The 15903-nt window shown below is 71.2% G+C and carries 12 protein-coding genes; 5 read left to right on the top strand and 7 right to left on the bottom strand.

From position 1 onward, the window contains the following. Window positions 1-45 precede the first annotated feature (45 nt). A complete protein-coding gene (locus MWM08_RS24215; RefSeq protein ID WP_244457025.1) occupies window positions 46-1722 on the top strand; it encodes a thiamine pyrophosphate-binding protein in 1677 nt (558 codons plus the stop codon). Window positions 1723-1734: 12 nt separating this feature from the next. On the opposite strand, the gene MWM08_RS24220 is transcribed toward MWM08_RS24215, so the two are convergent. The 5 genes from MWM08_RS24220 to MWM08_RS24240 form a co-directional block, all read right to left on the bottom strand. Next, a complete protein-coding gene (locus MWM08_RS24220; RefSeq protein WP_244457026.1) occupies window positions 1735-2298 on the bottom strand; it encodes a GNAT family N-acetyltransferase in 564 nt (187 codons plus the stop codon). Beyond that, the gene (locus MWM08_RS24225) at window positions 2295-3479 is read right to left on the bottom strand and encodes a Bcr/CflA family multidrug efflux MFS transporter (RefSeq protein ID WP_244457027.1); all 1185 of its coding nucleotides are present in this window, start codon (window positions 3477-3479) and stop codon (window positions 2295-2297) included. Before MWM08_RS24225 ends, MWM08_RS24220 begins: the two co-directional genes overlap by 4 nt. Before the next feature lie 238 nt (window positions 3480-3717). Continuing rightward, the gene (locus tag MWM08_RS24230) at window positions 3718-5103 is read right to left on the bottom strand and encodes a dipeptidase (protein ID WP_244457028.1); all 1386 of its coding nucleotides are present in this window, start codon (window positions 5101-5103) and stop codon (window positions 3718-3720) included. After that, entirely contained in the window at window positions 5100-6728 is a 1629-nt protein-coding gene (locus tag MWM08_RS24235) for an acyl-CoA synthetase (protein WP_244457029.1), read from the bottom strand. The genes MWM08_RS24230 and MWM08_RS24235 overlap by 4 nt, the downstream gene beginning before the upstream one ends. Further along, window positions 6728-7549, bottom strand: coding sequence for an enoyl-CoA hydratase (locus MWM08_RS24240; RefSeq protein WP_244457030.1), 822 nt, complete (start codon window positions 7547-7549; stop codon window positions 6728-6730). The genes MWM08_RS24235 and MWM08_RS24240 overlap by 1 nt, the downstream gene beginning before the upstream one ends. A gap of 182 nt (window positions 7550-7731) precedes the next feature. On the opposite strand from MWM08_RS24240, the gene ilvE reads away from it, so the two are divergent. Then, window positions 7732-8646: a branched-chain-amino-acid transaminase gene (gene ilvE / locus MWM08_RS24245; protein WP_244457031.1), complete on the top strand. Its 915-nt coding sequence runs from the start codon at window positions 7732-7734 to the stop codon at window positions 8644-8646. A 450-nt stretch (window positions 8647-9096) separates the two neighbouring features. Here the strand turns inward: ilvE and MWM08_RS24250 are convergent, their stop codons facing one another. Next, complete coding sequence (locus MWM08_RS24250; RefSeq protein ID WP_244457032.1) at window positions 9097-10518, bottom strand: Do family serine endopeptidase; 1422 nt, start codon at window positions 10516-10518, stop codon at window positions 9097-9099. A gap of 184 nt (window positions 10519-10702) precedes the next feature. Here MWM08_RS24250 and MWM08_RS24255 point away from each other — a divergent pair, with 184 nt between their 5' ends. From MWM08_RS24255 to MWM08_RS24265, 3 genes are all read left to right on the top strand, one after another. Beyond that, entirely contained in the window at window positions 10703-11380 is a 678-nt protein-coding gene (locus tag MWM08_RS24255) for a winged helix-turn-helix domain-containing protein (protein ID WP_244457033.1), read from the top strand. Further along, window positions 11373-12707 carry a sensor histidine kinase gene (locus MWM08_RS24260; protein ID WP_244457034.1) on the top strand — a complete coding sequence of 445 codons (1335 nt, stop codon included), beginning with the start codon at window positions 11373-11375 and terminating at the stop codon, window positions 12705-12707. Before MWM08_RS24255 ends, MWM08_RS24260 begins: the two co-directional genes overlap by 8 nt. A gap of 145 nt (window positions 12708-12852) precedes the next feature. Beyond that, the gene (locus MWM08_RS24265; protein WP_244457035.1) at window positions 12853-14172 is read left to right on the top strand and encodes a carbohydrate porin; all 1320 of its coding nucleotides are present in this window, start codon (window positions 12853-12855) and stop codon (window positions 14170-14172) included. 42 nt (window positions 14173-14214) lie between these two features. Here the strand turns inward: MWM08_RS24265 and ggt are convergent, their stop codons facing one another. Beyond that, on the bottom strand, window positions 14215-15897 hold the full coding sequence (gene ggt / locus MWM08_RS24270; RefSeq protein ID WP_244457036.1) for a gamma-glutamyltransferase: 1683 nt from the start codon (window positions 15895-15897) through the stop codon (window positions 14215-14217). Window positions 15898-15903: the final 6 nt, after the last annotated feature.

Below are 15903 nucleotides of genomic sequence, written 5' to 3' on the forward strand. Positions count from 1 at the left end.
CGCGGGGCGTGCCACACTCGCCGCAACAACCGAGGAACGCCCCGCATGGACACGCCGTACACCGTCGCCGACCTGGTCGCCGACTTCCTGCCGCAGGTCGGCGTGCGGACGGTCTTCGGCATCGTCTCGGTCCACAACATCCCGATGCTGGATGCGATCGGCCAGCGCAATGCGCTGCGCTACGTGATGGCGCGCGGCGAGATGGGCGGCGCGCACATGGCCGATGCCTATGCGCGCGTGACCGGGCACCTGGGCGTGCTGTTCACCTCGACCGGTCCAGGCATGGCGAATGCGATCCCGGGCCTGGTCGAGGCGCGCTTCGCGGGCAGCCCGGTGCTGCACATCACCGGCCAGACCGCGACGAAGCACATCGACCGCGACGCCGGCACGGTGCACGACGTGCCGGGGCAGACGGCGATGCTCGCCGCGGCCTGCAAGGCGGCCTACCGCGTCCGCACGGCGAACGAGGCCTTCGGCGTGCTGGTGCGCGCGGCGGCCGAGGCGCTGTCCGCCCCGCGCGGGCCGGTCAGCGTGGAGATCCCGATCGACCTGCAGCGCGCGGTCATCGCGCGGCCGGCGGGGCTCGATTCGCTGGAACTACCGATCGCGGCGCCGCTGCCGCCGAGTGCCGGGGAACTGGATGCGGCGGCGGAGATCCTGGCGTCAGCGACGCGGCCGATGCTGTGGCTCGGCAATGGCGCGAAGCAGGCGGGCACGGCGGCGGCGCGGCTGATGGCGCTGGGCTTCGGTGCCGTGTCATCCTGGAACGGGCGCGGCATCATCCCGGAAGATCACCCGATGACGCTGGGCGGGATGCACGGCAATGGATCCCCGCGCGTGCAGGAGTTCTACGGCAGCGTGGATGCCATGCTGGTTGTGGGGTCTCGGCTGCGCGGGCACGAGACGGGCGACTTCTCGCTGAAACTGCCGCGCACGCTGATCCACGCCGATTGCGACGCGACGGCGAATGGCCGCACCTATGCCAACAGCCTGTTCGTGCATGGCGACGCGGCGTTGGTGATGGAGGGCATCGCCGACCGGCTGGCCGGGCGCGGTTCGGTCGATCCGGGCTTCGCCGCCGACTTCGCAGCGCTGAAGGAGCGCGCGCGGGAGGAATACCTGGCGACGCTCGGCCCCTATGCCGGCTTCCCCGATGCCATCCGCGCCGCGCTGCCGCGCGACGGCGTCTGGGTGCGCGATGTCACCATTGCCAACTCCACCTGGGGCAACCGCGTCTTCCCGATCTACGACGCGCAGACCGCCGTGCATCCGGTGGGTGCGGCGATCGGGCCGGGCCTGGCGCTGGGCATCGGCGCGTCCATCGCCGCCGAGGGCCGCAAGACCATCGCCATGTGCGGCGATGGCGGCTTCTCGCTGGGGATGTGCGAGCTGTGGACGGTGGCGCAGGAGAAGCCCGACCTGGTCACCATGGTGATGAACGACGGCGGCTACGGCGTGATCCGCCACATCCAGGATGCGGTGGCCGACGGCCGTCAGTTCGGGCACGACCTGTTGACGCCGGATTTTGGCGCGCTGGCTGCGCTCGCGGGGCTGCCGTTCTTCAAAGTCAGCAGCGCCGAGAGCATCGGCACGGTGGTGGCGCAGGCGCTGGCGGTGAAGGGGCCAGCACTGGTCGAGGTCGACATGCGCGCGATCGGCGCCGTGCCGCCCTATGCGCCCTATGCGACCATGGGCAAGCACGCTGAACGCGCGCGGCAATAGCCCCGCGGCGTTCTACAGGGGGATGCGGAACAGCATCCCTTCCTCACCCCCGAAGGCCGCGTCCTTCCTGAACCGGCCCACGGGCATGCCGCCATTCGCCAGGATCACCTTCCTTGACGCGAGGTTTTCCGCTTCGGTCGTCAGGTCGACATGCCGCAGCCCGACCGCGCGCGCCTTCGGCAGCAACAGCCCGAGCGCCCGCGTCGCATGCCCCTGCCCACGCTTCCAGGGCACCACGGTGTAGCCGACATGGCCGAGCACATGCGTCGGCAGGTCCTCGGTCCCGTTCTGCCAGCGCAGGTGAATGGCGCCGCAGAACGACCCATCCGAGATCCAGCAGGTGAAGCCGGGCAGGCGCGGCACGGTCGATCCGTCCGGCAGCGTGATCGGGGCGCCGCGCGCCTCTGGATCGTGCAGGCTGTCGAGGAAAGCGTCCGGATCGCGCGCGATGGCGCCGAGATGAGCGCGGATCGCCGCATCACCAGCGACATTGTACGGTGACCAGCCGCTGAGCATCGCGTCGCGATAGGCATCGAGTGCGTGCGGCGCCGGGCGCAGGAGCGTGGTCGCGCTCACCGCACCAGCACCCGCCGCGCCGTCCACCCCGCCACGCCGCACGCGGCAATCACGCTCGCCATCGGCAGCGCCGTGCCGTCCTGCAGCACGCCCAGCACGGCACCCACCGCCGCGCCGATGCCAAACTGCAGCGTGCCCATCAGCGCGGAGGCATTGCCCGCCATCTTCCCATGCGGCCCCATGCCGAGTGCGACCGTCAGCGGCATCACCGCGCCGATCATCGCCACGTAGCAGAACAGCGTCGCTACGATGCCCGCGAAGCCGAACAGGCCGGTGGCTGCGACGACAAGCAGCGCCAAACCGGACGCGGCCGATATGGTCAGCACCACCGGCAGCAGCCGCACGGGTTCGATCTTCTGCGCCAGGCGCGACGCCACCTGGCCCACCACCATGATGCCGATGGCATTCGCGCCGAAATAGAAGCCGTACTGCCCCGGCGGCACGCCGTGCAGTTCCATGAACACGAAGGGCGATCCCATGATGTAGGCGAACATGCCGCCGATGATGAAGCCGCCCGCCAGCGCGAAACCCATGAAGCGCGCATCGCGCAGCAGCCCGCCCCAGATGCGCAGCGTCGCGAACACCCCATCGCGACGGCGGCGCTCCACCGGCAGCGTCTCCGGCAGGAACAGCAGGATCAGCACGACCATCGCCGCGCCATAGGCCGCCAGCAGCACGAAGATGCCACGCCAGCCGAACACCGGCAGTAGCGCACCGCCCACCACCGGCGCGATCACCGGCGCCACCCCCATCACCAGCATCAGGGACGCCATCAGCCGCACCGCGCCGCGTTCGTCGGTCACGTCGCGCACCACCGCGCGCGCGATCACCATGCCGGCGCAGCCGCCCAGCGCCTGCGCCAGCCGTGCGCCCGTCAGCCACGCTATGTCCGGCGCCAGCGCGCACAGCAGCGACGCCGCGGTGAACAGCCCGAGCCCCACGAACAAGGGCCCGCGCCGCCCGAAGCGGTCCGCCACCGGCCCGTAGAAGACCTGGCCCACCGCCATGCCGAGGAAATACACCGCCAGCGTGGCCTGGACCGCACCGGGCGTAGCCCCGAGCGACGCCCCAAGCGCGGGGAAGGCCGGCAGGTACATGTCGACCGAAAATGGCCCCATGCCGGCAAGCGCACCAAGGATGAGCGCAAGGGTACGGTGGCTCGGCGCGGCGGAAGGATTCATGGCGTCAGGCTAGCAGGAGCAGGCGCGACACGGGGAGGGCGCTGCCCTCCCCGGACCCCTCCCGCCAGGGGGCAACGGCCCCCTGGACCGCGAATCATGGCCCCGGTTCCAAGGGGCGGTTGCCCCTTGGTGGGGGAGCGCGAGGGGGCAAAGCCCTCTCGCCAGAACGCCCGCCCGACCGCCCGGTTCCCGGCGAAATCAGACGAAACGCGGCCTGTTCGCCACCGCCGCCATCCGCCTATCGCGCCTGGACCTTCGACAGCGCGTCCAGCATGCGGATATGGCTGTCGATGCCGCGTTCGAAGCAGGCGACATCGAACTTCTCGTTCGGGCTGTGCACCTGGTCGTCATCGAGCCCGAAGCCGACCAGCAGGCTATCGAGGCCAAGGATGGTCTTCATGCTGGACACCACCGGGATCGACCCGCCGCAGCCCATCAGCACCGGCGCGCGGCCGAATACCGCTTCCAGCGCCGGCACGGCGGCGGTGATCCACGGGCTGTCGGAGTGCACCTCGATCCCCTCGCTCATGGAGAACACCTGGATCTTCACCTGCGCGTCATCGGGCAGGCGCGCGACGATGAAGTCGCGCAACCCCGCCAGCACCTTGGTGGGCGACTGTCCCGGCACCAGGCGGAAGCTGACCTTGGCATGCGCCTGCGACGGGATGACGGTCTTGGAACCCTCGCCCGTATAGCCGCCCCAGATGCCGTTCACGTCCGCGGTTGGGCGCGCCCAGAGCCGTTCCAGCGCCGACCGGCCGACCTCGCCCGCCGGCACCGACAAGCCCACGCCGCCCAGAAAAGCCGCCTCGTTGAACTGCAGCGCATCCCATTGCGCGCGCAACGCAGCGGGCAGGTCCGGCACCTCGTCGTAGAAGCCCGGGATCAGGATCTCCCCGCCCTCATCCTTCAGGTCGCCCAGGATGCGTGTGAGCAGGTTGATCGGGTTGAGCGCCGACCCGCCGAACAGCCCCGAATGCAGGTCCTTGTTCGCCGCGGTGATGTCGATCTGGGTGTAGAGCATCCCGCGCAGGCGCGTGCTGATGGCGGGCGTATCCGCATCCCACATGTTCGTGTCGCTGACCACCGCGATATCGGCGCGCAGCTCCTCGGCATTGGCCTCCAGGAATTCGGGCAGGTTGCGCGACCCGATCTCCTCCTCGCCTTCCACCAGCACCGAGACACGGCAGGGCGGGCCGCCGGCAGCCTCGTGCCAGAAGCGCAGCGCCTCGAGCCAGGTCATGGTCTGGCCCTTGTCGTCCACCGCACCTCGAGCGACCACACGACCATCGACCAGTACGGGTTCGAAGGGCGGGCTGGTCCACAGTTCGAGCGGTTCGGGCGGCTGCACGTCGTAATGCCCGTAGAACAGCAGATGCGGCCCGGTCCCGGTCGGCCCGGGATGATGCGCGACCACCACCGGATGGCCGGCCGTCTCGCGGACAGTCGCGGTGAACCCGATCTGCGCGAGCTGCGCGCGCACCCAGTCGGCGGCGCGGCGGCAATCGCCCGCATGCGGCGGCTGCGCGCTCACGCTCGGGATGCGCAGCAGGTCGAACCACCGCGCGCGGCTCGCCTCGCGCTGCGCCGCAGCCAGTGCCAGCACCGTGTTCACGTCAGTCATTCGTCCCTCGCCTGGCTGCGCAGCACGTGTTTCTGGATCTTGCCCGTCGATGTCTTCGGCAATTCGGCGAACACCACATGGCGCGGCACCTTGAACCCCGCGAGCCGTTGCTTAGCGAAGGTGATCAGCTCCTCCGCCGTGGCGGATGCGCCCGGCTTCAACTCGACGAAGGCGCAGGGCGTCTCGCCCCACTTCTCGTCCGGCCGCGCCACCACCGCCACCACCGCGACGGCCGGGTGCTTGTAGAGCGCGTCCTCGACCTCGATCGAACTGATGTTCTCGCCGCCCGAGATGATGATGTCCTTCGACCGGTCCTTCAACTGCACGTAGCCATCGGGGTGCTTCACCGCGAGGTCGCCGGTGTGGAACCAGCCGCCGGCGAAAGCCGCATCAGTCGCCTTCGCGTCCTTCAGGTAGCCCTTCATCACGACATTGCCGCGCATCATCACCTCGCCCATCGTCGTGCCGTCGGCCGGCACCGGCTGCATCGTAGCGGGGTCCATCACATCGAGGCCTTCCAGCGCGAGATACCGCACGCCCTGGCGCGCCATCAGCGCGGCCTGCTCCGGCGCGGGCCTCGCATTCCAGTCCAGATGCCACTCATTCACCACAGCCGGGCCATACACTTCGGTCAGGCCATAGACGTGGCAGACCGCGAAGCCTGCATCCTTCATCGCGGCCAGCACCGCCTCGGGCGGCGGCGCGCCGGCCACCACGAACTGCACCTGCCCGGGCAGCGCGCGTTTCTCGGCCTCGGGCGTCGCCAGCAGCGTCGCCATCACGATCGGCGCGCCGCACATGTGGGTCACGCCCTCGTCGCCCATCAGCCGCCACATGTCGGGCCCGCGCACCGCGCGCAGGCAGACATGCACGCCCGCCTGCGCGGTCACGGTCCAGGGGAAGCACCAGCCGTTGCAATGGAACATCGGCAGCGTCCAGAGATAGACCGGATGCCGGCCCATCCCCGCGCTCAGCACATTGCCCACCGCCAGCAGATGCGCGCCGCGATGGTGGTATACCACCCCCTTCGGCTTGCCGGTGGTGCCGGATGTGTAGTTCAGCGTGATCGCATCCCATTCGTCGCGCGGCATCGGCCAGGCGAAACCCGCATCGCCCTCGGCCAACAGCGTTTCATAGGCGACGCCGCCCAGCGTCTCGTTCTGCACCGCCGCGGGCGCCAGCGGGTCCGCCACCTCGATCACCAGCGGCGTCGCCTTGCACTGCGTCAGCGCCAGGCGCAGCACCGGCATGAACTCGCGGTCCACCACCACGACCTTCGCCTCGCCATGGTCGAGGATGTACGCGATCGTCGCCGCATCGAGCCGCGTGTTGATGGTGTTCAGCACCGCGCCGGCCATCGGCACGCCGTAGTGGCATTCCAGCATTTCCGGAATATTGGGCAGCAGCGCCGCCACCGTATCGCCGCGCCCGACGCCGCGTTGCACCAGCGCATGCGCCAGTTGCACGCAACGGTCGCGCAGCGCGCGATAGGGTCGGCGCACCGCGCCATGCACCACCGCCAACTGGTCCGGAAATACCTGCGCGGCACGTTCGAGGAACAGCAGCGGCGTCAGCGGCTGGTGATTGGCCGCGACCTGCGCGAGCCCCGTCTCGTAGTCGGCCATCAGCGGTCTTCCCACACCGGCTTGCGCTTGCCCACGAAGGCGCCGATGCCTTCCGCCGCGTCGCGCGCCATCAGGTTGTCGGTCATCACGCAGGCCGCCTCGCGATACGCATCCGCCAGCGGCCGTTCCACCTGCGCGTAGAAGGCGCGCTTGCCCAGGCGCACCGTGAGCGCCGAGCGTGCCGCGATGCCGCGCGCCAGCCCCAGCGCTGTCGCCATCACCTGGTCCGCCGTCACCACGCGGTTCACCAAGCCGATCCGATGCGCCTCGGCCGCGTCGATCATCTCGCCGGTCAGCAGCATCTCCATCGCCGCCTTACGCGGCACCGCGCGTGCCAGCGCCACAGCGGGCGTCGAACAGAACAGCCCGATATCCACCCCCGGCGTCGCGAAGCGCGCATGGTCCGATGCCACGGCCAGGTCGCAGGTCGCGACGAGCTGGCAGCCGGCCGCCGTGGCCACGCCCTGCACGGCGGCGATCATCGGCTGCGGCAATGCCACGATCGCCTGCATCACCCGCGCACAGGTCGACATCGCCTGATCGTAGAAGCCGCGCCCGCCATCGGCATCCGCGCGATGCGCGGTGATCTCCTTCAGGTCATGCCCCGCGCAGAACACCGGCCCCGCCGCCGCCAGCACCACGCAGCGCACGCGTACATCCCGCCCGATCTGCGCAAGCGCCTCCTCCAGGGTCTCGAGCATCCGCAGCGACAGGCTGTTGCGCGCTGCCGGGCGGTTCAGCGTCACTACGCTCACGCCATCGGCGCCGTCCTCGCGCAGCAGCAACGGCGCCGCGCCCTCGGTGTTTTTCGCTGCGCTCATGCCGCCTTCCTCCTGCGCCGGGGGCGGACCATAGCGCGCCGCCACGGCGCCGCGAAACCCGGCCATGCGGAACGCCCCCCTTGCCGTCGCGCTGCGCACCGCTAGCCTGCGCGCCGGAAACGTCACGGGACGCGCGTCACGTCCCGCCCACCGGCAAACGCCCCATCCGAAGGATCGACACCATGGCCTGGACCGCGCACACCATCATCCAGAACGGCCGTGCAATCCCCTTCGAGGACGCGCGCATCCATCCGCTGTCCGTCGGGCTCGCCTATGGCGCGGCGGTGTTCGAGGGCATCCGCGCCTACATCAACCCGGCCACCGGCAGGCTCTCGGTGTTTCGGCTCGAGGAACACCTGATCCGCCTCGACCAGGGCATCAAGTTCATGCGCTTCGACGACCCGCCCTCGCGCGACGTGCTGCGCCAGGGCGTGATGGACGCGATCATGGCCAATGCGCCGGACGACGATTGTTACATCCGCCTGCAAGTCCACATCGAAAGCCGTGGCTCCATGGCCACCACCGGGACGGTCGGCTGGGTCTGCGCCGCCATCCCGCGCGAACGTTCCACCAAGCGCGAATCCGGTCTGGCCGCCGGCGTCTCCTCCTGGGTGCGCATCTCCGACAACACCATGCCCGCGCGCATCAAGGCGACTGCCAACTACCACGCCGGTCGCATTGCCACCCAGCAGGCCAAGGCCGATGGCTACGACACGCCCATCCTTCTTACCCGCGAGGGCAAGGTCAGCGAGACCGCCGGCGCCTGCCTGTTCATGGTGCGCGACGGCGTCGTCATCACCCCCGCGCGCGACAGCGACATCCTGGAATCCGTGACCCGCGACACAGTGCTGGAACTGGCGCGCGAGAACGGCTTCACCACGCAGGAACGCCGCGCCGATCGCACCGAACTCTATGTGGCGGACGAGGTCTTCGTCTGCGGCACCGGCCAGGAATTGCTGCCGGTCACCAGCATCGACCGCCTGGCGGTCGGTGACGGCAAGCCGGGTGTCATCACGCTGCGCTTGCAGGCCGCCTACGAGTCGGTCGTGCGCGGCACCACCGACGCCCACGCTGCCTGGCGCACGCCGGTCGCCTAACAGGGATTCGACCTGGCGCCCGAGGGCACGACACCAATCGGATCGCGCTCAGCGCGATCCGGGAGCGCACAGCGCGACCGCGCCCAGCCCGCCAGCCGCGCCCGGCACGCCAGCGCACGGCGCGAAAGCCAAGCCCGCGCATGCGGGCGCCCAGCACCTGAGGGCCGAGATAATGGCGGAGCGCGGCCCTGCCGCGATCCGGGAGCGCACAGCGCGACCGCGCCCAGCCCACCAGCCGCGCCCGGCGCGCCAGCGCGCGGCGCGAAAGCCAAGCCCGCGAAGGCGGGCGCCCGGCGCCTGAGGGCACAACAAAAGAGGCGCAGGCCGGCGGGGGATGCCGACCTGCGCCAGGTTGAAGGGCGCGCCGCCAGAGGGCACGGGCGGCGAAGTCCCGCCCTTCAAGGTCGCCCGGACGCGAGGGGGATCGTTCGCTTCCGGGGGACTGTCCGGTTACGCCGCGCGCAGCGGGATCGCCACGAAGCGGCGCGCGCCATCGCGTTCCACCTGCAGCGCGATCGACGGGCGCCCGGCATCGCGCGCCGCGCTCACTGCATCCACCACGTCGCGCGGCTGGGTGGCGTCACGGCCATCGGCGCGCAGCACCACGTCGCCCTCGCGCAGCCCGCGCTCCGCGGCCACGCTGCCGGGTTCGACGCGGGTCACCGCCACGCCGCCCTGCGGCCGCGGCGCCAGGCCGAGCCCCAGCGAGGGCTGCGCCGGCTGGCCCGGCTTGCCCGCCGCGGCGATCGCCGGGTTGGTGCCGATCTCGACGCGCTGCTCCATCGCCGCACCGTCGCGCAGCACCGCCAGGGTCGCGCTGCGGCCAGGCGCGACTTCCGCCACGCCGGTCGCGAGATCCCGCGGGCTTTCCACGCGGCGGCCATCGATGCCGGTGATGACGTCGCCGGCGCGCAGCCCCGCCGTCGCGGCCGGGCTGTTGGGCTCGACGCTGTTCACCACCACGCCCTTGGCATCGCCGACACGCAGCGCCGTCGCCAGGTCGCGGTCGAGCGGCTGCATGCTGACACCCAGCCAGCCGCGCTGCACCGCGCCGTGGTCACGCAGCTGCGCCACCACCGACTGCACCATCTTCGACGGCACCGCGAAGCCGATGCCGATGTTTCCGCCCGACGGCGAGAAGATCGCGGTGTTCACGCCGACCACCTCGCCGGCGGCGTTGAACAGCGGGCCGCCGGAATTGCCGGGGTTGATCGACGCATCCGTCTGGATGAAGTCGTCATAGGGCCCCGCGCCGATCTGCCGGCCGCGCGCCGAGACGATGCCCGCGGTCACGGTGCCGCCCAGGCCGAAGGGGTTGCCCATGGCCATGACCCACTCACCGACACGGGTGCGGTCGCTGTCGCCGAAGGACAGCGCCGCCAGCGGCGCGCCGGCCTCGACCTTCAGAAGCGCGATGTCGGTCGCGGTGTCGCGGCCGACCACGCGGGCCGGCAGCTCGCGGCCATCGGCCAGCTCGACCTTCACCTCGGTGTTGTCGCCGACCACATGCGCATTGGTCACGATGAAGCCGTCGGCATGGATGACGAAGCCGGAACCCTGGCCGGCGCGGCGCTGGCCCTGCTCGGGCTGCGGCGCGGGCCGGCCGAAGCGGCGCATCATCTCCTCCTGCGGGGAGGCACGCTCGCGCGCCGGGGTCGCGCGCTCGCTGGTCATCACGCGCACGACGGACGGCCCGACGCGGGCGGCCATGTCGGCGAAGTCAGGCCCGGCGGCGCGCGCCAGCGCCACGCCCGCCACCGGCGGGGTCGGCTGCGCGGTGCCCGGCAGCGCGGTCAAGGCGGTGGTGCCGAGTGCGAGGGCCAGCACGCCGGCCATGATCGCGGGACGGCGACGGTTGAAGAAGGACGGCATAGCAGGTGTCTCCCAGTCAGGATGAGGGGGCTCCGCCGGCTTGGCGGGGCGTGCATCGCAGGAAGCGCCTTTGCCCTTCCCGGCCCCCTGTCGCCGCGCTTACCGATCCGTATGCTGAGCGCCGTTGCGGACTGCGCCAGAAGGCGCAGGCCCCCTGCACCGGACTGTCGCCCTGGAGGCCCGCTTGCGAATCCTGGTCGTGGAGGATGATGCCGAGACCGCCGCCTATATCGTGCGCGGGCTCGAGGAAGCCGGCCATGTCGTCGACCGCGCGGCTGACGGCCAGGACGGGCTGTTCCACGCCACCGGCGGCGGGCACGACGTGATGGTGGTGGACCGCATGCTCCCCAAGCTCGATGGCCTGTCGATGGTGCGCGCGGTGCGCGCGGCGGGCATCGCCACACCGGCCATCTTCCTGACGGCGCGTGCCGGCGTGGGTGATCGCGTGGAAGGGCTGGAGGCCGGCGGCGACGACTACCTGGCCAAGCCCTTCGCCTTCGCCGAGCTGCTGGCGCGCATCAATGCCCTGGCGCGCCGCCCGCCCTTGCAGCAGGAACTGACGGTGCTGCGCGTGGGCGACCTCGAGATGGACCTGATCCGTCGCATCGTCACCCGCGCCGGGAAGCGCATCGACCTGCAGCCGCGCGAGTTCCGCCTGCTCGAATACCTGATGCGCCGCGAGGGCCAAGTGGTGACGCGGACCATGCTGCTGGAAGGCGTGTGGGACTTCCACTTCGACCCCAAGACCAGCGTGGTGGAAACCCACATCAGCCGGCTGCGCGCCAAGGTGGACCGCGGCTTCGACCGCGATCTGATCCATACCATCCGCGGCGCCGGCTACGTCGTGCGTGCCGATGGCTGAACCACGCTGGGCCTTCGCGCGCACCACCGCGTTCCGCGTCACGCTGCTGCACCTGCTGCTGACCATCGCCGGCACCCTCCTGGTCGGCGGCGGCGCCTGGTGGGCCACGGTCGGCTTCGGCGCCCGCCAGGCGGCGCAGGAGATCGAGCGCGGCATGGGCGTGCTGCTGCAGTCCGGCGCGCTGTCCGGGCCGCGCGGCATCGCCCTGTCGATCGAAGCCCGCATGGCCGCCGACCGCACCGGCGCGGAATTCTATCTGCTGGCGGGGCCGGACGGGCAGCGCATCGCGGGCAATCTCTCGGGCGTGCCGCGCGACCCCGGCTGGCGCGAGGGCACCATCCGCCTGCCACAAGGCGCCGAGGCGCCGGTGCTGATGCTGGCCGCGCCGCTGCCCGGCGGCGGCGCGCTGGTGGTGGGGCGCGACCTTTCCTCGGTGCGCGCGCTGGAACAGCGCCTGGTCTCGGTCGCAGGCTGGGTCGGCGCTGCGATGCTGCTGCTCGGCCTGGGCGGTGGCTTGCTGATCGGGCGGTCCGTCGCGCGCCGCGCCGCGGCGATGGATGCGGCACTCGCCGCCGTGCAGGGCGGCGACCTCGACCGGCGCCTGGCGGTCGGGCGCGGCGGCGACGAATTCGACCGCCTGGCCGCGCGCATCAACGCCACGCTCGACCGCCTGCAATCGCTGATGACGGCGCTACGTGGCGTGACGGATGATATCGCGCACGACCTGCGCACGCCGTTGACGCGACTCCGCACGCGCCTCGATGCCGCCGCCGTCGCGCCCACCGGCGAGGCCATCGCCGCGGCGCAGCAGGAAGCCGATGCGCTGCTCGACATCTTCGCCGCGCTGTTGCGCATCGCGCAGGTCGAATCCGGCACGCAGCGGGCGGGCTTCACCCGCGTGGATCTCTCCGCGATCGCCACCTCGGTCGCCGAGGTCTTTGCCCCTGCCGCGGAGGATCGCGGCCAGATCTTTGCCACCGATATCGCGCCTGGCATCACCATGACCGGCGACCCTGCACTGCTGACCCAAATGCTGGCGAACCTGGCGGAGAACGCGGTGCGCCATGGCCGCAACGGCGGGCACATCCTGCTCGCGGTCGGCGCGGCGGGACTCACCATCACCGACGACGGCCCGGGCATCCCGGCCGACCAGCACGAACGCGCCTTCCGCCGCTTCGGCCGGCTGGACGCGGCACGCTCCACGCCGGGCAGCGGGCTCGGCCTGGCGTTGGTGCGTGCGGTCGCTGAGTTGCATGGCATGACCATCACGCTGGAGGACGCGGCGCCGGGGCTGCGCGTGCGCATCGCACTGCCGGGCGTGCGATAGAAGGGCACGTGGCAGCGGTCGCGCAGGGCGGCCCGGTCCCCGTCAGTTTAGGAGTATCAGCTACATTTCATTGAACATGGTGCGATCTGATGCCGGGGCTTCTCCGGTTAGCGTGCCCTCAAGCCATCCTGGGATATGCTGCCCCATGCGCCCCAGCCTGCCCGGAGCAGCCATCGCTCTGCTGCTCGCCCTCGCCCTGCATCCCGCCTCGGCCGAGGACGCACCCGCCTGCGCCGAGGGCGTCGCCCTCGCCCCCGGCCTGTGCCTCTCCACCGAGGCCACGCTCGATTCCATCGCCAACCTGCGCGGCGGCGTGCGCAGCGGAGTCGCGGCCATCGGCCAGGTCTGGTCCGACCTCGATGCAGATTTCGAACGCCTGGCCGGTCTCGAGGGCTGGCGCGGCCGCGCCTCGGTCATCGCCATCTATGGCCGCCAAGCCACCGCGACCCTGACCGGCGGCCTTGCGCCAGCCAGCAATATCGAGGCGCTCTCCACCATCCGCCTGTTCGAATTCTGGCTCGAACGCTCACTCGGGGCGTGGGGGTCGCTGCGCGTCGGCCAGCTCGCGGCCGACATGGAATTCGCCACGCTCGATGGCGCGCGCACGCTGGTCTCCGGGACCTTCGGCTGGCCGGTGGCCCTCGCCAGCACCTTGCCCGCGGGCGGGCCGGCCTATCCGCTCGCCACACCCGGCATCCGCCTCACGCTGGGCGAGCCGGACACGCATCACGGCCTGCGCCTCGGCCTGTATTCCGGCAATCCGGGGGGGCGCTACGGCGCGGATACCGATCCGCAGCGCCACAACCGCTACGGCACCACCTTCAGCTTCAGCGGCGGCGCCTTCATGATCGCCGAGGGCGTGGTCGGCGCCGCACCGCCCGAAGCGGACGCGCCGCGCCCCTGGGTCGTGAAGCTCGGTGCCTGGTACCACAATGCCAGCTTCGATTCGCAACGCTACGACACCACCGGACTTCCCCTCGCCGACCCTGCCTCCTCAGGCGTACCGCGGCGCTACGGCAACAACCACGGCGCCTACGCGGCGGCCGAGGCGGTTCTCTGGCGCGCGGAGACGCAAAGCCTTGCGCTGTTCGCGCGCGGCTTCGCGCAGCCGCAGGACCGCAACGCCGTGGCCTGGCAGGTCGATGGCGGGATGGTCTGGCGCGGGCCGCTCGGGCGCGCGAACGACACGGCGGTGCTCGGCATCTCGCGCGCGCAGGTCGGCGCCTCGGCCCGCGGCTACGACCGCGACCTCGGCGCCTTCGGCTCACCCACGCCGACACGCCGCTACGAGACGATGATCGAGCTCAACTACGACGCGGCGGTGATCGAGGACAGGCTCTACCTCCGCCCGCTGGTGCAGGTCCTGGTCAACCCCGCGGCGCGGCAGCCGGATGAACGGCGCAGCGCCACCGAACCATTGCCGAATGCGACGCTGGTCGGGCTCAGGGTCGTGGCGAAGTTCTGATCCCCCCCGCCAGGGGGCAGTGCCCCCTGGACCGCCGAAACCTCAGCGCGCGTCGGGCCAAAAGCGGACGCCGGCGCGGGCAAGGCCGCCGCCGACGCCGACCGCGGTGCCGTCGGCACGCCAGCAGGCGGCACCCTCCATCGCACCGTCATCGTCGAAGCGAATGGCACACATGCCGCCGCCAATGTGCGGCATCCGCGCCAACACATGACCGCGCGATTCCAGTGCGGCGCGGACATCCTCGCCGAAGGCGGGCTCGACCTCCACGGCATCGCCCTGCGTCCACAGGCGCGGCGCCTCCACTGCCTCCTGCAGCGACATGCCGTGGTCCACCAGGTTCAGCATGCCCTGCATGACGCACCCGAAAATCCTCAGGCCGCCAGGCATGCCCAGCGCATAGGCCGGCTTCCCACCGCGCAGCACGATCATCGGCGCCATCGAGGTCGTCACCCGCTTGCCGGGCGCGATCGACAGCGCACGGCCCGGGCGCGGGTCGAAAGTCGCCAGGTAGTTGTTCGGGATCATCCCCGTGCCATGCACGATGAAGCGCGCGCCGAAGGTGGAATTGATCGTCTGCGTCATGCAGGCGATCCGCCCCTCGCCATCCGCGACCGTGATGTGCGTGGTGTTCGGGCTCTCGGCACCGGCGATCCCCGCCGACCAGTCCTGCGCCCGCGCCATGTCGATCAGCGCCCGCCGCTCGGCGCCATACGCTGCCGAGATCAGCCGCTCCACCGGCACATCCACGAAGGCCGGATCGCCCGAGGCCACCGCCCGGTCCGCGAAGGCCATCTTCAGCGCCTCCGCCAGCAGGTGAAGCGAATCGGCCGACCCGAAGCCCAGCGCGCGCAGGTCCCACCCCGACAGGATGTTCAGCATCTGCAGCACATGCACGCCGGAGGACGCCGGTGGCGGCGGCAGCACCACCTCGACATCGCGATACGGCCCGCGCAGCGGCGCGCGTTCGATGGTGGCGTAGTCGCGCAGGTCAGCCGCTGTCACGATGCCGCCTGCGCGCGCGATGCCCGCCGCCACCGCATCGCCCAGCGCGCCGTCGATCGCCGCGGCACCCTCGCGCGCCACCAGCTTCAACGTCTGCGCGTAATCCCCCTGCACGACGCGATGCCCGGCCTTCAGCGGCACGCCGCCGGGCAGGTAGATCGCCGCGATCGCCGGGTCCCGCGCCATGTCCGGCGCCGCCTCCGCCGCGCATTCCGCCAGATACGGCGTGGCGCGGTAACCGCGCTCGGCATGGCGGATCGCCGGCGCCATCACATCGGCCAGCGGCAGGGACCCGAACCGCGCCAGGATCTCGCACCACGCCTTGAGGTTGCCCGGTGTCGCCACCGAAAGCCCACCCACCGCGTTCACTCGCCCCACCGCTTCCAGGTTGCGCGGGTTGCCCGGCTGCGCGGGGGTGAACATGTCTGGCCGCGCCGCGGCGGCGCAGCGCGCCATCCCATCGATGATGGTGTGCGTGCCGTCGGCCAGGCGCAGATGCGCCGTCCCGCCCCCCAGCAGCCCGACCATCATGGGTTCGACCACACTCAGCGCGAACAGCGCGGCGATCGCGCCGTCGAAGGCGTTGCCGCCTTCCGCCAGCATCTCCGCCCCCGCGGCAGAGGCCAGCGGATGATTCGTCACGACCATCCCGCGCGTGCCCATGGCCGGGCGCTTCGCGGTGGTGAAGCGCGTACCCGCACGGGTGGTCCAGTCGGTCGTCATCGGGGC

Source organism: Roseomonas fluvialis, from assembly GCF_022846615.1.
GTDB lineage: Bacteria > Pseudomonadota > Alphaproteobacteria > Acetobacterales > Acetobacteraceae > Neoroseomonas > Neoroseomonas fluvialis.